This is a genomic window from Vibrio sp. 10N.222.52.C12, from assembly GCF_041474215.1.
In the GTDB taxonomy this organism is placed as follows: Bacteria; Pseudomonadota; Gammaproteobacteria; order Enterobacterales; family Vibrionaceae; genus Vibrio; species Vibrio crassostreae_C.
Window position 1 is genome coordinate 1 of the sequence record NZ_JBFRTR010000080.1, and the last position, 18,400, is coordinate 18,400.

At 43.7% G+C, this 18,400-nt stretch carries 20 protein-coding genes; 7 read left to right on the forward strand and 13 right to left on the reverse strand.

Annotated elements, in window-relative coordinates; all coding sequences use genetic code 11:
• Positions 1-99 precede the first annotated feature (99 nt).
• A complete protein-coding gene (locus AB4623_RS15200; RefSeq protein WP_372146788.1) occupies positions 100-396 on the reverse strand; it encodes a hypothetical protein in 297 nt (98 codons plus the stop codon).
• 250 nt (positions 397-646) lie between these two features.
• Here AB4623_RS15200 and AB4623_RS15205 point away from each other — a divergent pair, with 250 nt between their 5' ends.
• The 7 genes from AB4623_RS15205 to AB4623_RS15235 all read left to right on the forward strand — a co-directional run bounded on the left by AB4623_RS15205 (position 647) and on the right by AB4623_RS15235 (position 4,020).
• Complete coding sequence (locus AB4623_RS15205; RefSeq protein ID WP_060982001.1) at positions 647-853, forward strand: hypothetical protein; 207 nt, start codon at positions 647-649, stop codon at positions 851-853.
• Positions 850-1,332, forward strand: coding sequence for an AAA family ATPase (locus AB4623_RS15210; RefSeq protein WP_372146790.1), 483 nt, complete (start codon positions 850-852; stop codon positions 1,330-1,332). Before AB4623_RS15205 ends, AB4623_RS15210 begins: the two co-directional genes overlap by 4 nt.
• A 207-nt stretch (positions 1,333-1,539) precedes the next feature.
• A complete protein-coding gene (locus tag AB4623_RS15215; RefSeq protein ID WP_102450162.1) occupies positions 1,540-1,962 on the forward strand; it encodes a hypothetical protein in 423 nt (140 codons plus the stop codon).
• Between the two features lie 14 nt (positions 1,963-1,976).
• Positions 1,977-2,441, forward strand: a complete 465-nt coding sequence (locus AB4623_RS15220; RefSeq protein ID WP_102548087.1) for a hypothetical protein — start codon at positions 1,977-1,979, stop codon at positions 2,439-2,441.
• 104 nt (positions 2,442-2,545) lie between these two features.
• Entirely contained in the window at positions 2,546-2,950 is a 405-nt protein-coding gene (locus tag AB4623_RS15225; RefSeq protein WP_372146791.1) for a DUF1801 domain-containing protein, read from the forward strand.
• Between the two features lie 194 nt (positions 2,951-3,144).
• Positions 3,145-3,426 carry a hypothetical protein gene (locus tag AB4623_RS15230; RefSeq protein WP_017063905.1) on the forward strand — a complete coding sequence of 94 codons (282 nt, stop codon included), beginning with the start codon at positions 3,145-3,147 and terminating at the stop codon, positions 3,424-3,426.
• A 78-nt stretch (positions 3,427-3,504) separates the two neighbouring features.
• Positions 3,505-4,020 carry a GNAT family N-acetyltransferase gene (locus tag AB4623_RS15235; RefSeq protein ID WP_372146792.1) on the forward strand — a complete coding sequence of 172 codons (516 nt, stop codon included), beginning with the start codon at positions 3,505-3,507 and terminating at the stop codon, positions 4,018-4,020.
• 246 nt (positions 4,021-4,266) lie between these two features.
• Here the strand turns inward: AB4623_RS15235 and AB4623_RS15240 are convergent, their stop codons facing one another.
• From AB4623_RS15240 to AB4623_RS15295, 12 genes are all read right to left on the reverse strand, one after another.
• Positions 4,267-4,926, reverse strand: coding sequence for a sugar transferase (locus AB4623_RS15240; protein ID WP_372146794.1), 660 nt, complete (start codon positions 4,924-4,926; stop codon positions 4,267-4,269).
• A 9-nt stretch (positions 4,927-4,935) separates the two neighbouring features.
• Entirely contained in the window at positions 4,936-6,123 is a 1,188-nt protein-coding gene (locus AB4623_RS15245) for a glycosyltransferase family 2 protein (protein WP_372146796.1), read from the reverse strand.
• Entirely contained in the window at positions 6,120-7,220 is a 1,101-nt protein-coding gene (locus tag AB4623_RS15250) for a glycosyltransferase (protein WP_372146798.1), read from the reverse strand. Before AB4623_RS15250 ends, AB4623_RS15245 begins: the two co-directional genes overlap by 4 nt.
• Before the next feature lie 367 nt (positions 7,221-7,587).
• Positions 7,588-9,012: a Wzz/FepE/Etk N-terminal domain-containing protein gene (locus tag AB4623_RS15255; RefSeq protein WP_017063900.1), complete on the reverse strand. Its 1,425-nt coding sequence runs from the start codon at positions 9,010-9,012 to the stop codon at positions 7,588-7,590.
• The gene (locus tag AB4623_RS15260; RefSeq protein WP_136978473.1) at positions 9,009-10,127 is read right to left on the reverse strand and encodes a glycosyltransferase; all 1,119 of its coding nucleotides are present in this window, start codon (positions 10,125-10,127) and stop codon (positions 9,009-9,011) included. Before AB4623_RS15260 ends, AB4623_RS15255 begins: the two co-directional genes overlap by 4 nt.
• Positions 10,120-10,905, reverse strand: coding sequence for a DapH/DapD/GlmU-related protein (locus AB4623_RS15265; protein ID WP_372135014.1), 786 nt, complete (start codon positions 10,903-10,905; stop codon positions 10,120-10,122). Before AB4623_RS15265 ends, AB4623_RS15260 begins: the two co-directional genes overlap by 8 nt.
• Positions 10,906-10,997: 92 nt before the next feature.
• Entirely contained in the window at positions 10,998-12,374 is a 1,377-nt protein-coding gene (locus AB4623_RS15270; RefSeq protein ID WP_372103337.1) for an O-antigen ligase family protein, read from the reverse strand.
• Positions 12,375-12,626: 252 nt separating this feature from the next.
• A complete protein-coding gene (locus AB4623_RS15275) occupies positions 12,627-13,733 on the reverse strand; it encodes a glycosyltransferase family 4 protein (RefSeq protein ID WP_372146800.1) in 1,107 nt (368 codons plus the stop codon).
• Positions 13,714-15,225: a sigma-54 dependent transcriptional regulator gene (locus tag AB4623_RS15280; RefSeq protein ID WP_136978470.1), complete on the reverse strand. Its 1,512-nt coding sequence runs from the start codon at positions 15,223-15,225 to the stop codon at positions 13,714-13,716. Before AB4623_RS15280 ends, AB4623_RS15275 begins: the two co-directional genes overlap by 20 nt.
• A gap of 223 nt (positions 15,226-15,448) precedes the next feature.
• Complete coding sequence (locus tag AB4623_RS15285; protein ID WP_017066737.1) at positions 15,449-15,853, reverse strand: Hpt domain-containing protein; 405 nt, start codon at positions 15,851-15,853, stop codon at positions 15,449-15,451.
• 395 nt (positions 15,854-16,248) lie between these two features.
• The gene (locus AB4623_RS15290) at positions 16,249-17,481 is read right to left on the reverse strand and encodes a glycine betaine/L-proline ABC transporter ATP-binding protein (protein WP_017059590.1); all 1,233 of its coding nucleotides are present in this window, start codon (positions 17,479-17,481) and stop codon (positions 16,249-16,251) included.
• On the reverse strand, positions 17,474-18,373 hold the full coding sequence (locus tag AB4623_RS15295) for an ABC transporter permease (RefSeq protein WP_372146802.1): 900 nt from the start codon (positions 18,371-18,373) through the stop codon (positions 17,474-17,476). Before AB4623_RS15295 ends, AB4623_RS15290 begins: the two co-directional genes overlap by 8 nt.
• Positions 18,374-18,400: the final 27 nt, after the last annotated feature.

Sequence of the window (18,400 nt, forward strand, 5' to 3'; positions counted from 1 at the left end):
TCACATTACCCGATTGGAGTGCTTATTATCCATACAAAGCATTTAAGACGGATTCTGTAGTTGGCCCGATCTAGTGGAGACATCCTTGTCGATATTGTTTTAGCCTTCAGTAACCTTTACTTTGTTGTACTCACGTAGAGCTCGCCCTCCAATCGGATCTGTACAGGTTAAGTTGATTAAGTATTCGTTGGTTGAAAGCAGGTTGGCGGCCTCAGTCAGTGTAGACGCATATACCTTATTCTTAGCTTTGTTGGTCCTATTAGAATCGGTGGGCGTATGAACTATTCCATTTAGTATATATTGACCATCGAGGTTCTGTTTTGCGACGAACTCTAGGCCTTTAACTTTACCGCGTGTACCTATAGCTGAGATTCTTATTACGTTCTTATATGTCATTTTGGGTTTCTCTGAATTGCATCCATAGATCATAAATTGCCAAGCCTGCATAATCAAAAAATAAATTAATACCTAAAAATCAGTAGGACAATGTGTGTTGTAACGAGCATGCAAGAAATTTAAAAGCGATGTCCAACGCTTGGTATTTTCGGCTTACTTCAGTTTAAACGTCTATGTCACAATGGTTTAAGTTCTAGTCATAACGCCACTCAAACCTATACATAGTTTTGCTTGCTACGAGGGAATGAACATGAAACAAGGAATTTTCAAGAACCTGAAGCTGGCATTAGGTGTTGGTTTTGGTGTTGCTATTCATCAGTACTTTTTTATGACGGATGGTGCGTTTGATTTCTATCAGCCACTTGTGGCGTTTGCTTTTACGTTTGTCGTTAGCAGTATTGGTACACTTCTAAAAGAAAGAATCATGCGTAACAAGGAGACTAATGGGGCATCATGACTAAAATCTATTTCGTATGTGGCTTTATCGGTTCGGGTAAGACGACTTACTCGAAAGCGCTTGCAGAAAAGCATGGCGCCTTTCGTTTCTCGATTGATGAGTGGATGATTCCTTTGTATGGCGAGCATATGGAGCGTGAAGTTTTTGATAGCCGGCTGGCTGCGCTACAAGGGTTATTCAAGGACTCTGCAATACAGCTCTTTTCCTTGGGTGTTCCGGTGATTTTTGATTTTGGTTTTTGGCGTAAGTCCGACCGAGATTCTTTTATAAGCTGGGCATCAAACCTAGGCGTGGACAGCGAAGTTCACTACCTTGATGTCCCGTTTGAGACTTGTAAGGAGAGGGCATTTAACCGTAACTCGGAACTCAATGGTAAGTCTTATGAAATGACACCTGAAATGTTAGACCTGTTTTGGTCTTGGTTTGAGGTTCCCACTTCAAATGAAAATGTTGTTTGGGTTCAACAGGGCGCTCAATAAGGTATGCAGTCAGGAGCGCAGGTGAGTGGTGTTTTTGTTATCTAACTTATGTTCTAAGTCTCACGTTACATTGGGTTTGTGAAAGTCTGAGTTGTCCATCGAATAGTCGTGTAACAAGGGCATTTCTCATGCCGTATTTTTGGTAATTAGTTCTTCCTGTCGATTATCGAATTTGTCCTAAACCCACAATTAAGGCAGGGAACCCCAATGAATAGAACACTATGGTTCGCACTCATTTCGCTTTTGTTTTCAATGACAATGGTATTTTGTACATACAGTTATGGCATAGAGAGCCACGTTGAAGTAATCACACTCACTTTAGTACTGTCTGGCCCTCTGATTTTTACCTTTGCGCTTGTTGTCATTTTTTGTGGCGCACCAGTCATTAACAGGTACAAGTTACTTGGAACCGTCGCAATTTGTGTGCATGGATTTACAGCCTCACTGCATGTGCTGTGGAACGGATTTATGTTCGTCGATGTGATTAATAAACAAGGCTTAGGTCCGGGACAAGGTTATTCTGGCTTGATACTTTGGGTTGGTAGTATCAAGGCGATGCTACTTGGTTTGGTTGTGGGAGTATGCCTGCATTACTTGCTACGATTATTTAGAAAGGCCGCAGTAAGATAGCTGTTGGCTAGTTAATGGGTTGTTCGTTGTCTATAGGAGTTGTCGCTGTGTTTTATAGTAAGGAATTCAACAAGGGATTGCTGCTTATCCTCGTTGCGATAAGTGCTTTCATTGTCGTTACCTCTGATAATAACCCCGGGACATTAATCGCTCACGCCATCAATGGTTTAATTGCTTTGCTCTTTTTCTCCATGACAATTGAGGTCAAAGACAATGTACTAAGCTGGTATTTCGGCTTTGGTTTTTGGCGTAAGAATGTAGACGTGTCAGACATTATAGAGACATCGTTCTATCAAAGTAAGTGGTATCAAGGTATTGGCATCCGAATGCTGAGCGATGGCTGGTTGTATAATGCATCAATAGGTTCAGCGCTGAAGTTAAGCTTAAGTAATGGAAAGCATGTTTACATTGGTTGTAAGGATAAGGATGGTTTAAAGCTGGCCTTGAAAACCGCTAACGAACAGATAACTCAAAAGTAATTTATGAGGCTTGGCACTTTTCGTTTTAAGTTGGGCTAATGTTTAAGGTTCTATGCTTTAAGTGAGCTGCACTTTAATATCACAACAAATGAATCGGAGGTTGAATGGACCAAGCAATCAAAACACATTTCGATCAGTATCCCGATGATGTTCGAGCTCGGCTTGAAGAGTTGCGTTCATTAATCTTAGAGCTTTGCTCTGATTTGGATTTAGGTGAAGTCGAAGAGTCTCTGAAATGGGGCGAGCCGAGTTACAGCGTTAAGACGGGCAGTCCAATTCGAATCGATTGGAAATTAAAATCGCCAAATAACTATTACTTGTTCTTTAACTGTCAAACAAAGCTAATCGACACATTCAGAGAATTGCACGATGACACATTGGCATTTCAAGGTAATCGGGCAATCATCTTGAACCTAACTGAACCACTTCCCAAAGCACCAATCAAGCAGTGCTTAGAGTTAGCCTTAACTTATCAACAACGAAAACATCTACCGCTTCTTGGCGCGTAATTCTTACGCGCTGTCATTATATTTCTTAAACTGGTTATCTGTGTTCTAGCTATCACTCTTTAAAGCGTTAAGAGTGTACCATCTTGATTAGTATCAAGAGGCTAGGGAATCTCTATAACCAACGCTGATTGTATTGCTTACCGTTTAAAAAGGTGTTCTAGTCACCTTGTATTTCAGACTTAAAAGGAAGTTGCATGAATTTAGATAAAGCCAAGAAACGTATCGCAAAGCAGGTTAAAAAAGGCGACCACGGATACCCAAAAATCACGTTAGCGTACTACGGAGCGACCAAAGATCTCGCAACGGAAGTCGCAGTTCAATTTATGCTGGGTGAGGGCGATGGTGTTCAAGAAGAGCGTTTTTCTTGTGAAACCGAAATCCGAGATAATGAGTTAGTTCAAACGACGTTACTCAAGATAATCGAGCGAGCAAATGTTAACTCAGTGATTGAAGTTGAAGGCGTGGCTGTTCTTTAGTTTGCTTTAGCCTGGAAACGAAGCCAACACGAGAACTCAGGTGTATAATCCACATTTTTATCAAATTGGGCAGGACACATGGCGATCTCGTTTGAAACTCAAAGACTAAAAGTAGAAGAAGTCGCAGGTGAACTTACTGTTCCTGAACGTTCGGCTCTGCTTGAGCGAGTACCTGGCATTCTAATCCCGTCAGTCGTTGAAAACCTTCCACCATACTTTCACGGTATTGTGTCCCGTGAGCTGGCTGAAATTTGGCTCGACCGAATGTTGTCGGAGAGCCGCTTACTTCAAGTGAAATCCAACGATAATCAATTAATTGGTTTTCTGTTCGCTTATGTAGAAGACGAAAGTGATGCTCATATTGGCTACTTGCTTGCAGAAGAATGCTGGGGCAAGGGTTTCGCGAGTGAGTTATTGCAGAGTTTCATCACAGAAGTCGCAAAAACCGAGTCATGGTCCACACTGATTGGCGGTGTCGACCGTTCAAACATAGCCTCTACACACTTACTTAATAAGCTAGGTTTTGTTGAGCAAGCCTCTGACGAAAGTGCCGTGGTTTTCTATGAATATAAGCTTTCTCGTCTTAACTCTTAATTCTGAGCTCTCAGCTCTTAATTTCTAATCCCTAACTCAAGCCACATCTGCGTTATACATTCATTGCCAATGTTTACGTCAATTGATAGGGAAGAAACCTTATTACACCATTCAACTGAGAACCGAGAGCAGCGAGTCTAGTTAACGTGGGCTAATTCGGCACTCTGTGTTTCATTAGCGACTCTCCAATCGCCCCCTAAGGCTTTATAGAAAACAGGCTTTGTATCCACATTAGACCATACTGGTTTAGCGACCTCGACCATCTACCATTACGATGATTGTTTTAGAGATGATGCTGAGATCAGCGGCAATCCAAGACTTAACCGAACATAGGCTTAGTGCATAACTGTGGTCAAAACCTACTTTACGACGTACATCATCAATACAGGTGTCGTAACCTTGATTTACTTGTGCAAGCCCTGTAATACCAGGCATTACACCGTATGTGCGGTCGGCAAAGTAAGGAATTTCGTTCTCTAGTTTGGTGTAAAAAGTAGGGCGTTCAGGGCGCGGGCCAATTAGAGACATTTCACCTTTCAGTACATTGATCAGTTGTGGCAGTTCATCAAGACGTGTCTTTCTCAAAAAGCGGCCAACAGGCGTGATTCGCGGGTCATTCGCGGTAGCCCAAACTGCACCAGAGCGAGTTTCTGCATCCTCGTACATGCTACGGAATTTCATGATCTCAAAGATTTCCATTTTCTCCGGTGTCGATTTACCAACGCGCAATTGACGGTAGAAAATAGGGCCACGAGAAGTGAGTGCAATCGCCATCGCAATCAACGGAAATACGGGCGCTAGCAAAATCAAAGCAATCAGTGAGCTTACAAAATCGAAAGTACGTTTAGCACGTGAGATTTTGTATTGGTATAGGTTTCGGGTAGATAGCTGTTCGATGTTCATCATAATAAGTCCTTAATGATTTGCTCGTGCCCAAGGTGAGTTTTCTAGTCCGATTAGGTAACGAATGCCACCAATGAAGTTGGCGTAGTGTCCAACTATCAAATAAGAGATCAATGAAATAGGTTTGTTTACTAGACGCTTTGGCAAGATGCAGCCAAGGACGCCAATGGTATAAACGGCAACTTGAGCCCATAACAGCGCTTCAAATACCAAGTAGTTGCTAAGTAAGATTGAGCACACTAAGCACACAATCATTAAATAGGGAGTGAGCAGGCGAAGTCCTTTTCCTGAAAAGAACGCAAACGCGATGCCTTTGAACTTCGGGCTGAACAAGCCAAATAATCGAATCGCTTGTTGCATGTTACCCGCTGAAATACGAAGTCTTCTTTTGAAGTCCGTTTCTAGGTTCGATTCCTCTAGCTCTAATGCAACCATTTGGGTTTCGTATTCTGCGATGTAACCTTGTTTAACGATTTGCATCGGTAAGATGAAATCATCATTAATAGTGTTGAGTGGAAGCAGTTCAAACAGGTGTGTTCTAAACAAGTAGAAAGCGCCATGAGAACCCAAGCTAGAACCTAACGAAGCCTCAGACTCTTTAACCGCGGTTTGGTACTGCCAATACGTGTTTTCGCCTTCATTGCCTGTTGGACAAAGTTGATACGTTGCGTTTACCACTCCAACCTTGTCACTTTCAAAATGAGCGGCAGCTATAAGCAAAGCATCCAATGAAATAAGGGCAGAAACATCACTCATCGCCGTGATATCACTGGTTATACGTGTCACTTCTTCATTAACAACCGCGACTTTACCTCGGTTTACTTGATGGTCATGTATCTCAAAATAGACATCACTGCACATCGCTTCTTGTATGGTCATTTGTGCAATGGCGACTGTGTTATCAGTGCAACCATCGCAAGCGATAATGACTTCCAACTTCTTTTTTGGGTAATCGAGTGAAGCAAGGTTACGAATCTTGTCTGCGATCCACTGTTCTTCGTTAAATGCAGGAACAAGAACGGTGATGGTCGGCAACGTGCAATCTTGCTGTTCCTCTTTGTAGCAACGATGACTCTCTTCAACTTTGCGTGCGGGGTGGCTTTTCGCATACCAACGCAGTAACAAAGGGTAGGCTGCGTGATGATAGACAATCAACGCACCTGAAAACAAACAAAGTCCCGCAAGCAACCAATCAATCATGCGTAAGCTCCTTCTGATATATCGTTGTAAGACGAAACCATTTTGATGATGTCGAAGTTGTCGAGCACGTAACGACGAGGTGACAAAAAGCGTTCATTTTGCTTTTCTAATAGCGCACTAGCTAACCCCACAATGCTGCCGCTTTTGACTAGGGCGCCGCTGACTGGACATAAGGTTTCATCGACAGCTCCTACATTCATTGCGACGGTAGGGATGTTGCACGCCTGAGCTTCTAGTGTAGAAAGCGGCAGTCCTTCGTGGCGTGAAGGTAGGCAGAACGTATCCAACGCTCCGTAAAACGTGGTCATGTCTTCAACTAAGCCAAGAAAGATGACTCGGTCACTCAGATTCAAGCGGCTAGTCAGTTGCTCTAGTTGATTGCGTTTAGTACCGCCGCCAGCCAATGCGACAACCATGTTTGCAGGTAAAAGAGTCAGTGCTTTAATAAGTTGGTCTTGGCCTTTGACATGTTCTAGTCGACCTGCACAACCGATGATGTGTTTGTCTGTCGGCAGGTTTAGTTTTGCTCTCGCGTGTTCTTTCGACATCGGCTTAAACTTCTCACAATCAACGCCATTTTTGATGGTAATGATGTTCTCATAAGAAAAAGCAGTGCGTAGTTGGTTATAAACACGTGTCGCGTCGGCAACTAACGTTGGTTGAGCAGCTTTTAAAGCAAGCGCTTGTAATCGACGACGTTTGTTGTTGTTCAGATGCCAAGCGTCATGTTCGGTATGGATTCGAGTTGGAACCCCGGTTACGCGAGCGGCATAACCAGCGTATAACAGTGGGCCAATATGATGGGTATGAACCACATCAGGGTGAATCGCATTGAAGGCTTTAATTAGCTTAATAATGATATTGAATTGTACGCCTGGTGCTTTATCCAAAAAGACGATTTGCTTTTTGTATGGCTCTAGCTTCGGCCAGTTGTTTATAGACTCTTGTTTAGTACCCTCTAAACTGACAATCAACACTTGGTCTGTTGGTTTAGCAAGGCGCAGCAAATCCAGAGTTAGGGTTTCTAATCCACCCGGTGCAAGGTGCTGAACAACGTGTATGATCTTTTTGCCATGCTTCGTTAAATGCGTATTCATAGTTTGGACCCTGCCTTTATAATTGTTGTTTCGCCTTTCTGACGTTTCTCTTGAAGTAACTTCTTTAAAACGTTTAACTACACAAGGAGATTGCAGGAGTTGTGCCAATTAAATAACCGTTATTTTTCAGTTGTTTAGATTATTTAATTCTAGGGCAGTTTTCATTTCTCAAAATGGGAATCAAAACAAAATACAATTGAATGGCAGTTTGAATCATAGGGCTTGGGTAAATCGAAAGTAGCATTAGAACTTGGGGCTCTAAATAAACAAAACGCCAACCGAGTGTTGGCGTTTTGCTCTAGGATGCACGAAGCTTGGAAGCTAGAAAGCTGTGAATCTAGCAAGTCAAAAATGGCTTTGAGGCTGACTAGCTCATTTTAGGGATCACCGTTATCACAGGGACACCCAAGATATCTTCGATTTCGTCTTTGCGTTTGATTGAAGAATCAAACAGTTCAAACAATACCGCTAAACCAATACCCAAACCGATACCTGCAACGAATCCAGCCAGAATAAAAACAAAAGTCGGCATGTTAGATTTGACACTCGGTGTGAAAGGCAAATCGATAATCTTCACACGTTTGTTTTGCTCGAATACACCAAGCGAACCCGTTAGTTGAGCCATTTCATAACGCTCTGTCAGTTCATCATATAGTTGACGTTTGATTTCAACTTGACGTTTAAGGCGGTACATCTCTTTTGCATTTTCGCCGAAGTTATTGGCCTTGTGTTCTAATTCGAAAATCATAGTTCGAAGGCTTTTGGTCTCTTCAGTTAAAGACTCAAAGCGAGCACGAACCAGCTGTAGGCTGTGTAATTGAGTGACCAGAAGAGGTTGGGTATCAGAAAGTTTGTTCAGTGTCGTACTACTTGCGATGTCCCAAAGCTGGTCGCTGTTCATCGTTGGCTGGGTTACCTCGAGCAAACTCTTACGTTCATTCTCTAGTCTGTCTAGCTCACGCACTTTAGCTTGCACAGCACTGTGCTTGTCCGTGTATTTAGCTTGTAACAAGGTAAGGTCGCTACGAATGTCGATGATCTGGTCTTCTAATTTACCGATCACAGGGTTGGTTCTTGAAAGTTGTTGGTCGATTGACCCTAAACTTTTTTCGACACCCGATAACTCGGCCTCTTTTTCTGCCAATGTTTGTTTGAGTGAAGCTAAGCGATTCAAACTTTGGCTCTGTACCTCAGGCGTCGAATGAACATTCTCATTCATGTATGCAGCTAGCGCTTCTTCTGCTTCTGCAAGCTCTGCGCTACGTTTGTCGATATGGATTTTCAAGAAGTTACTTGAATCTTCAATCGATGAACGTTCCGGTGCAAGTAACTGTTCAATGAAATGTTCACTTACCGAGCGCAGCGTCGCTTCCATTCCATTTGGTGTGTTCGACGTTAGACTTATCTTTAGAAAATCTTTTCCAAGCTGAGTCACCGTTAGACGTTGAGACAGGTCAGTAATGATCTCTTGTTTCTCAATTTCAGGCATATCTGGCGTGGTTAATTGCAGTTCATCAGCGACCGAGTAAAGCACATGTCGACTGTGAAGCAGTGTTCTCAATGCGTTAAGTCGATCTTTGAGCATCGTCGAAACGGCAATGTCTTCCAAGAATGGATTCATCTTGGCCGTTTCTTGAATCAACATACTGGTATGCGCGTCATATTTAGTTGGAGCCAACTTGCTCACACCAAAGCCTACAAAGGGCAAAATAAGCATTGGCAGAACGATAACGTAGCGTTGGCGCCACATCGCATTGATGATGACTAATAACCGCAATTTCAGATTATTCATAATAGCTCCAACATCCAATGTACGAAGTTACCACGGTTCTGCCAGCTCTCTTGTTCGACGACAGAGATAGGTGAGTTGCTTAGCTCGCGTGCATGATCAAGCGCCCAAATCATTTGGTTGGCACTGCCAACCGTGGTTACGTGCCCTTGATATGGAACCAAAGCAGGGAACGGTGTTGTGATAATGGGTGTGCCCGCCGCAAGGTATTCCATTAGTTTGAGTGGGCTACACGCTCGGATCTGCTCGTTATCAACAAACGGCAACAAGCTCACATCCCAGTGTTGAGAATAGCTTGGTAGCGTGTGGTGTGGACGAGGGCCAAGGTAATGTACGTTACTCAACTTAGGCAGCATGAGCGTATCAAGCTCGTTTGGACCTATGAAAACAAAGTCCCATTCCGGCATCGCATTCGCAACATGATCAATCATTTCATAATCAAGCCACTTAGAAAGGCTGCCATAAAAACCAGCAATAGGGCGGTGGTTGCTTGGTAAATCTTTTGCTCTTGGTGCGGGTGTTGAAAATAGGTCTACGTCGACACCATGTGGTAGCAAATGCGCTTTATGCTTTGGAAATTTACCCATCAATTTTTTGCTAGCCGCGAATATAAGCGTTGATTTTTCGATTAGCTCTGATTCGTGCTGTGCAACGGTGTCATGATCAACACCAGCCAGCGCGCTAAAATCATCACCGCAGTAATAGACCACAGATGACTCGCCTAAGTGTCCGCACAAATCAACAGCGGTCGGAAGAGAAGTCCATAGGATAGGCGCGTTCAGATTAAGCTCCGCAATAATCGGTTTTAGTTGGTGCAACATCATTTGCTGAGCCAACTTTCTAGAAAATTTAGAAGCAGGCGCAGGGATTGTCTTTAAGTTAACGATAGTAATGTTGTCGTGTCCCTCAGAGTCGAGCATGTTTTGAGTAACGGCTTTGGTTTTACCAAACAACTTGTTGAACGCTCGGCTGGCATCTTTAGCGGACAGCTTCGGTTGTCTTAAGCCAATAGAGTTGACCCATAAGACTTTGTGTTGCTTAGCAAGGTGACGAACTAAATGTTGAGTCGATGAAGGTAGGCCACCAAAGTCTTCACCAAATACGATTAAATCACGCATGGTCACCTCCATGAGTCTCTAACGAATCGAACATATCGGATTCTGTCACTTCAACGGGTTTAATGTGACCGACAACTCGAGCTGGGTTACCGCCTGCGATTGCAAAAGCCGGGATGTTCTTTGTTACTACGCTGCCTGCGGCTATTACGGCACCTTCGCCGATGGTTACGCCACCTTTAACCGTCACATTCGTGCCTAACCAAACATCGGGTTCAAGAATGATGTCACCGATTTGCTGAGGGTCGTCACCTTCACCTAGCGCTCGGCGTTTTGCATCAAGCGGGTGTCCAGAGTATCCAAATAGAAAAGCGCCGCCTGCGATTCGTACGTTGTCAGAGATAACCACTTTACCTCCAACAGCGATAGTCGACTGCCAACCAATGTCGACGTTATTGCCAATCGACAATAGTGGGTGTTCCAAGCCTTCAAGTTGTTGAGTACAACCAGAGAATGTCGTGTGGCCAGAGATACGGCAGTTGTCGCCAATCGTAATTTGCACCGGACCGCTGACGAAAGGCAGTCCACCATACAAATACAGGCGTTTGCCACATTGAGCCACACGACCTTTGAAAGCCGGAGTCCAGTAAAAGAATCGCGTAAAGCCAGAAACCAAACTCACCACTAGCTTGTGCGCTTGATATAGGCAGCGATTAAGTACTTGAGGGGTAGGTAGCTCTGCGCTTCTGATGTCTTTCAAAATGAAAAACACATTTCTAATTCGAGAATTAGGATGAAACTTAAGCCAATGTTTGAATTGATGTATAGATACTGACGTCATAATGAAAATCCTCTGTTTTGTTATATAGAAGTACTTTCATATATTGTGCCATCTAATAAATATAATATTTTCAATAGGTTAAAATGTGTCTTTTAGGTTTTCTCATTTTGACAGGCAGTTTGAGATACTTTTGAGACGCAAACTGTGAGTGCTGCGAGGATATAAATCGGCCAGTTGAAGCCTTGAGTCAAAAATGTACCCGACACGATTGTTCCAATCAGACCTGCATAGATCGCATAGGCGACCGCATTGAGTTCGGGGGCGATTTCTGTGGCCGAGTTTTTTAACCTCGTTAGCGTAGAGCGAGAGGTTTTGATCAAAGCAACGATAAGGCAGACAAAAATGATCAGACCAATAAAGCCTGTTTCTGCCAACACACCAAACCAGGTACTGTGAACGGCGTGATTCAGTCCGTCCCAATGCGAACTGTAAAAGAAGTAGTTCGAGAAGAAGTTGTTCAACCCTACGCCGGTCAGTGGATTCTCAACTGCCATCTTTATTGCTGCTTCCCAAGCATAGATTCGACCCATTGCAGATTCATCGATACCTTGTTCAGCGGCACCACCAGAAGATCTGTCTGAGATACCAGCAACTAAATAGAGCACCACGGCCGCGACAGTTCCCACTGAGATTAAGAGAACTTTAGAGCGCACTAGCTTCCACGCAAAAATACCAATCACCGCAATACAACCCAGTAATCCGCCACGGCTTTGAGTGGCAATAATGGCGGCGAGCAGTAACAGACAAACTAAGGCACTGATTAAACGTTTGGATCGTGAGATGCCAGTCGTGGTGGCTTGGCTTATTGTAAAGGCGAGTGGGAACATCAGTACCAGTGCTAGGTCGTTCGGGTCACCTAACATAGAGCCAAAATCGCGGCCAATAGTCACGCGTGAGCCCTCGACAAGCCCAATACCATTTACTGAGTTGTACACGGCAATAGAGCTGACTAAAGCGCCAGCGTAGATAATCGTCATCGCGGTTTTTGCGAGATTTTCCGTGGTGTTTACTAGCCAAGTAATCGCAAGCGTCATCACTATAATTTTCCAATAAACGCCCTTGAATTCTGCTAGTGCTATTGGCCTGTTGGACGCGAAGATAATACCAATGAAAACCAATACCCAAAATATGGCGAGCCAATTTAAACAAGGGTGCCAGAAGATTTTAAGTTCTTTACTGATTAATGCATGCCATAGAAGAGCCGACAGAGCGCCTAATGAAAGCATCAGCGGTATTTTTAGCGAATAGAGCTGAGGTATAGCTTCGTGAATTCGGAAAAATGAAAAGACAACGAACAGTAAAACTAACCAGAATGTTTTGTTTAACACGAATAACCCGGCCAATGGCACAAGAGCGAGCGCCACAATGACAGCAGGGTGAGGCACAAAGTACCAAACAACACCAAGCCCAACACACAAGGTGCTGATCGTGATGATGACTGGCAATCTATTGGCTTCAGGGTTGACCATTGTGACCTCTATTGGCAAATAAACTCTTTAGGACTCGGCTCGTAATCTTTTTAAGACGTAGTTACGCCTGATGTTAAAGATTGCAAAGTGAGTGCCAGTTATGCATTTTGTTTAACTTACTGATTTAATGCTGGATTATTAAGTGAGGGCGTAGCCTTGAGGTGAGTTTTGTCATTTTGAGAATCAGTATAAAACTGACTAAAGTACTTAAATCATCAAGCCCAAATAACCAGTTATCGACTAAGGCTAGAATTAACGGTCGAGTTGATAGATTTCCAACAACTGCGGGACAACGGCTTGTGGAGAGTATTGGTTTTTCACGGTTTCTATCGCGTGACTCTTGAGAGAGTCACGTTGCTCGTTCGTCAATGACATCCACAAAGATAAAAACTGTTCTAGCTCAGCTTCTGAATTTGCAAGGTAGCCGTTAACTTGATGCTCGATGAGTTGAGGCAAGTTACCAACTGAGGTGGCGAGAACGGGAATGCCACGAATCATGGCTTCTAATGCCGCCATAGGTAAGCCTTCAAAGCGAGAAGGGATGATTAACAGATCGATTTGGCTCCAGACGTCGTCCATATTGGTCTGATGCCCATGAAAGGTCACATTATCAGGCTGCGATTTAACTAAGATGTCCATTTCTGGCCCGTCACCAAAAAGCTCAAACCGAACATCAGGAAACTGTTTGGCTAATGCAACAAATCGATCAGGCGCTTTTTCATGGCTCAATCGCCCCACAAAACCAACATGGAATGGGCTTGATGAAGGGGAGCTTGTTAACCCGGTTGGCATTTTAACAAAGTTATTCAATTGATGGGTTTGACTCGGCACTTTCGCTTTAATCTTTTCACTGACCACGAGCGACTGATCAGAAAGAAAACTGCTGTAACGGTCGAGCCAATCATAAAGCCATACTTTGCCTGTTGGGGTTTCACCTGCGTGATAAGTGGTGATTTGCTTTGTGTTGTTGAAACGAGGCGGAAGCTTGATTAACTTGCTGACCAAACTGGCTTTGTAACCATGAGCATGGATAAGCCTTGGTTGATAATGTTGAATTGCACGTTTCAGCTGTGTCGCGCTATTGCCATTTGAATCTACAGAACATGAGGCTAAATCGGAGAGGTAACTAAAAGGGATGTTCAGCGCATTCAACTTTTCAACGATGATCGCTTCAGGATTAAACTTAGTCAAAAGAACGATACGAACAGCCTCTGAATACTGAGCGCTTTCCGATATCAGGCCTTGTGCTAATTCTAAAACATGCGTTTCTATGCCTCCAAAAGTTTGGCTGTCGATCAACAGCCAAATCTCATGAAGGTTTATGTCGAGTACACCTTGGTTAGGCTTGATTGTACTCATCTTCCGATTCCCAAGCCTGTTTCTTACGATAAACAGTAGAAGGGCTAAGTTCTAGCAGCACAGCAGCGTTTAACACATTCCCATCGCAATGATTGATGGCATGTTGAATGGCTTCACGTTCTATTTGCCACATTGGACGAATAGCACCTTCGCTTGTGGTAAATGCAGGCGTCATCGGCTCATTGTGAGCTTGAGCAACTGACGATTGTTCCAACTCTTCCGGAGTAATCGGTGGCAACTTAGCTTCTGGTGCTTCAACAACTGCAGGTTGAGGCGCAGTTACTCGAATTGGTGTCACTGATTTAGATGATGGAGCGGCATCTACTTTATTAATCGGAGGCGGTAACATGTCTTTAGTCACGCTCGTTTCATTGTTCAACACCACGATGTTACGGATGATGTTTTGCAACTGACGCACATTGCCTGGCCACGCATAACGTTTAAGTAGATTCTGCGTTTCTTTGTCTATTGATTTAAACTTCTTCTTATCTTGCTTCGCGTACAGCTTCAAGAAATGATTGCAAAGAGTGACAATGTCACTTCCTCGTTCACGAAGCGGTGGCATTTCGATAGGCACAACGTGAACACGATAGTAAAGGTCTTCTCTAAAACGTCCTTCTTCTACTTCAACCAGTGGATCGCGGTTGGTCGCACAGATAATTCTGACATCCACTTTAATCTCGCGGTTGCCACCGAGTGGAGTAAACGTACCAGTTTGCAAAAATCTGAGGAGCTTCTTCTGCATCTCCAGTTCCATTTCACAAAGCTCATCGAGAAATAGGGTACCGCCATGCGCTTGCATTGCTGCACCTTTACGGTCGGTTGTCGCACCGGTAAACGCACCTTTAACGTGACCGAAGATTTCACTCTCCATTAGGTCTCGAGGGATAGCGCCGCAGTTAATGGCCACGAAGGGTTTACCATTACGCTGACTCTCTTGGTGAATCGCTTCCGCACACACTTCTTTACCTGTACCACTTTCGCCGTTAATAAACACGCTGGCAGTGGTTGGTGCTACCGAATCAATGATCTTGTAAACCGCCTGCATGGGTAGGCAAGAGCCAATGAAATTATGAAAACGATCACGATCGAATTTGCTTTGCATGTTATCGACGAGGTTTTCGAGTTTCGCTCTTTTTAGATGCAAGCTAACAGAGGTCTTGAGTCGATCGGCTTGAATGGGTTTCTCTAAGAAGTCTTCTGCACCGCGTTGGATAAGGTCTACCGCGATGTTTACTGAACCATGCGCTGTCGCGATGATGACAGCGGTCGGTATTTCGTTAGCAGTAATCCAATCTAAGACTTCTTCGCCTGGCATGTCAGGAAGCTTAAGGTCGAGAATCACAAGCTGTGGAGAGTGCCTTTCAATGAAGGTCTTAGCTTCCGCGCCGGTTTCGACGTGGAAAATATCATAGGGCTCGTCTTTTACGTACTGCTTGTAGAGTACGGCGAGTGAGGTGGAGTCTTCAACTAACAATACCTTAGGGCGCATTGTGTATTCCTTTTGAAACTTTATCCTAACCAATCAATAACATAGTGATATGCAACCATCAATACGAGTCTTGTGTATTTGTTATCTACCACATGCAATCTTTTAAGAAGCGGCCTGTATAACTTCTCGCATTGCTGTTCATGATGGAGCCCATCTTATGGCGACTATATTAATAACGACTGTTTTGAGTTTTTAATCTGATACCGATAATGAACATGCAAAGCTAGCTGAAGCCTGCCTCTTTCCTTTCAAGCAAGGCTTTTATTGAACGCTCTGCGAGCTCTAGTAATTCATCAACTTGTCGAAATGCCGCATCATGACTCTGTTCTAAACATAGCTTTTCTAAAGCTCGAGCTAATTCACCCAAAGGGCGATTACCTAACGAAAGCGCTGTGCTGCCGAGAGTGTGGACCTCGAACTCAAGTGTTTGAGCGTCTTTCTGCGTGACTGCCTCTTTTATAGCGACCAAGCGTGTTTGTGATTCTTCGACATAATGGTCGATCAAGATAGGGATAATGTCCGCACTTGTATCGCGAATCATTTGCTCCAGAACGCTTTCATCGACAAGCTTGCTCACTTGTTGTGAGTTTAGATTTGTAGCTGCGTCTGACGCTAAAGTAGAATTCATCAAACTAAGTCCTTTTATTGAGCTTAATATCTGTTAATACTATTAAGTTTTAGTCATTTTCTAGAATAATTTCAACTGGTTGCCGTACAAATAGCGCATTTATTTGGCATCTCGTTCATCTTGCTACTGGCTTTGTGACAAACCTAACGGACTGATTTAATTTTGTTTTCTCTTATGAAATATAAACTTAGGTGCCTATCAAGCCTAAGGTGCGGGTAGATCTCAGGATAAAACGAGGCCAATACAAATAAAAAAAGACCACTGCAGTGAATTAACAGCAGTGGTCTTGGAGCGGTTTATGAAGTTTAGGCTAATCTAAATAGCAATAACTCAAATAACGATAACTCAAACGATGATAATCTAAACAGCCGTACTTTAAATTACGAAAAGTAGAACTACGAAGCTTTATCAATCTTTGGCTTTGGGTCGGCTTCTACTTCTTCCTCGCTACTTTCTGAGAAGATATCAGCAACAGCGCTTCTCTCGAGTTCACCTTTTAGATTACCGTCTTCATCAACAACTGGAAGAGAGTAGTCACAAGACATAGTGTCCGGTAGCACTTCTTCAATCACCGCATCTGGTAAGATGGCAGGGACTTCTTCGTATATCTCATCACTAAAATCATGTACCGATGAATCTTCAACGGCGTCTTGTAGACTTTCTTGTGTGACTAGGCCTTGATAGCCGTCATCTGTTACGTGATAAGCGTAATCGTTTTTAAGCATCTTCATTTGTGCCAAAGCACCTTCAATTGTTTCTGATGTGATTCGATACAGAGGAGGCTGCATAACGGTTTCAACGGTCAGTGCACGAGCACGGTTTACGTCTTTCACGAACGCTTCCACGTAATCATCGGCTGGATTTAGCAGAATCTCATGTGGTGTGCCTTGTTGTACTAACTCGCCGTCTTTCAAAATTGCGATTCTATCGCCTAGGCGGAGTGCTTCGTCCAGATCATGAGTGATGAAAACAATCGTCTTATGAAGCTTCTCTTGAAGTTCGATAAGCTGATCTTGCATTTCACTTCGAATCAAAGGGTCGAGTGCCGAAAAGGCTTCATCCATTAACAAGATTTCAGCGTTAGTACACAGAGCGCGAGAAAGGCCAACACGTTGTTGCTGACCACCTGAAAGTTGCGCAGGGTATTGCTTGCCGTAACCTTTCAAGCCCACGGTTTCTAACCATTCGTTGGCTTTTGCTAAACGGTCTTCTTTTTTGATGCCTTGTACTTCCAACCCGTACGCAACGTTTTCAACCACAGTGCGATGAGGCATTAAGCCAAAGCGTTGGAATACCATCGACATTTTATGACGACGGAACTCTTCTAGCTGTTTAGTGTTGAGGCTCATCACATCAATGCCTTCAACCATGATTTTACCTTGAGTCGGGTCAATCAAACGGTTGAAGTGGCGAATCAGCGTCGATTTACCCGAGCCAGAAAGCCCCATGATAACGAAGATTTCACCACGGTTAATCTCAAGGTTGATCTCTTTTAAACCAACGGTATGACCCGTATCCGCAAGAATCTGATCTTTGTGTTCGCCGTTTTGAACTCGGTTCATAACAGACATTGGTTTCGGTCCAAACACCTTGTACAGACCACTAATTTCAATCAATGGTTTAGTCATGCTTGAATCCTCCTAAATGCGCATTAGTTCTTCTTGCGTACGCCTGAGAAGCGCGGTCAAAAAGGATTGCGAGGGCAACGATGGCGAAACCATTCATCAAGCCTAATATGAAGTACTGGTTAGTAATCGATTTGAGAACCGGTTGTCCTAGGCCTTTCACACCAATCATGGATGCGATAACAACCATAGACAGTGCCATCATGATGGTTTGGTTAATACCCGCCATGATCGTTGGCATTGCTAGAGGAAGTTGAACACCCCATAAGCGTTGCTTTTTGCTCGCACCGAAAGCGGTAGCGGCTTCAAGGACTTCTTTATCAACTAAGCGTATGCCTAGGTTAGTTAGACGAATTACAGGTGGAATCGCGTAGATAACCACGGCGATTAGCCCTGGAATCTTACCGATGCCCAGTAGCATTACCACTGGAATCAAATAAACGAACGCAGGCATGGTTTGCATGATATCGAGCATCGGCGTAACAATTGACTGAGCTCGATTTGAACGAGCCATCGCAATACCAATCGGAATGCCCAAGAATATTGAAACCAAGGTACATACAGTGATGATACTGAGCGTCCGCATGGTGTCTTCCCACATTCCAAAGTAACCAATGAGAAGTAGAGAAGCAACACAGCCTAGAGCCAGTTTCCAAGAACGGCTTGCTGCGTAGACAAGGCTGGTACACACAGCCAGGACTATAATCCAAGGTGTTGAGATAAGGAGTTTTTCAAACCAAACGAGGAATGAAAGAAGAGGGTCAAAGAGAGATTCAATCATTTCGCCGTATTCACGGGAAAATTCACGGTATGCGCCATCTAGCGTCTTTTTTATGGTTCGTAAATCACCGCGTTCCATCTCTGGAAAGCTTGATAACCAATTGCTGTCAGCCATTTTATATCCTTATAGTTCGGAGCCACT

Coding starts and splice junctions, on each gene's coding strand:
- AB4623_RS15200 (WP_372146788.1), bottom strand. CDS start 396: ATGACATATAAGAACGTAATAAGAATCTCAGCTATAGGTACACGCGGT.
- AB4623_RS15205 (WP_060982001.1), top strand. CDS start 647: ATGAAACAAGGAATTTTCAAGAACCTGAAGCTGGCATTAGGTGTTGGT.
- AB4623_RS15210 (WP_372146790.1), top strand. CDS start 850: ATGACTAAAATCTATTTCGTATGTGGCTTTATCGGTTCGGGTAAGACG.
- AB4623_RS15215 (WP_102450162.1), top strand. CDS start 1,540: ATGAATAGAACACTATGGTTCGCACTCATTTCGCTTTTGTTTTCAATG.
- AB4623_RS15220 (WP_102548087.1), top strand. CDS start 1,977: ATGGGTTGTTCGTTGTCTATAGGAGTTGTCGCTGTGTTTTATAGTAAG.
- AB4623_RS15225 (WP_372146791.1), top strand. CDS start 2,546: ATGGACCAAGCAATCAAAACACATTTCGATCAGTATCCCGATGATGTT.
- AB4623_RS15230 (WP_017063905.1), top strand. CDS start 3,145: ATGAATTTAGATAAAGCCAAGAAACGTATCGCAAAGCAGGTTAAAAAA.
- AB4623_RS15235 (WP_372146792.1), top strand. CDS start 3,505: ATGGCGATCTCGTTTGAAACTCAAAGACTAAAAGTAGAAGAAGTCGCA.
- AB4623_RS15240 (WP_372146794.1), bottom strand. CDS start 4,926: ATGATGAACATCGAACAGCTATCTACCCGAAACCTATACCAATACAAA.
- AB4623_RS15245 (WP_372146796.1), bottom strand. CDS start 6,123: ATGATTGATTGGTTGCTTGCGGGACTTTGTTTGTTTTCAGGTGCGTTG.
- AB4623_RS15250 (WP_372146798.1), bottom strand. CDS start 7,220: ATGAATACGCATTTAACGAAGCATGGCAAAAAGATCATACACGTTGTT.
- AB4623_RS15255 (WP_017063900.1), bottom strand. CDS start 9,012: ATGAATAATCTGAAATTGCGGTTATTAGTCATCATCAATGCGATGTGG.
- AB4623_RS15260 (WP_136978473.1), bottom strand. CDS start 10,127: ATGCGTGATTTAATCGTATTTGGTGAAGACTTTGGTGGCCTACCTTCA.
- AB4623_RS15265 (WP_372135014.1), bottom strand. CDS start 10,905: ATGACGTCAGTATCTATACATCAATTCAAACATTGGCTTAAGTTTCAT.
- AB4623_RS15270 (WP_372103337.1), bottom strand. CDS start 12,374: ATGGTCAACCCTGAAGCCAATAGATTGCCAGTCATCATCACGATCAGC.
- AB4623_RS15275 (WP_372146800.1), bottom strand. CDS start 13,733: ATGAGTACAATCAAGCCTAACCAAGGTGTACTCGACATAAACCTTCAT.
- AB4623_RS15280 (WP_136978470.1), bottom strand. CDS start 15,225: ATGCGCCCTAAGGTATTGTTAGTTGAAGACTCCACCTCACTCGCCGTA.
- AB4623_RS15285 (WP_017066737.1), bottom strand. CDS start 15,853: ATGAATTCTACTTTAGCGTCAGACGCAGCTACAAATCTAAACTCACAA.
- AB4623_RS15290 (WP_017059590.1), bottom strand. CDS start 17,481: ATGACTAAACCATTGATTGAAATTAGTGGTCTGTACAAGGTGTTTGGA.
- AB4623_RS15295 (WP_372146802.1), bottom strand. CDS start 18,373: ATGGCTGACAGCAATTGGTTATCAAGCTTTCCAGAGATGGAACGCGGT.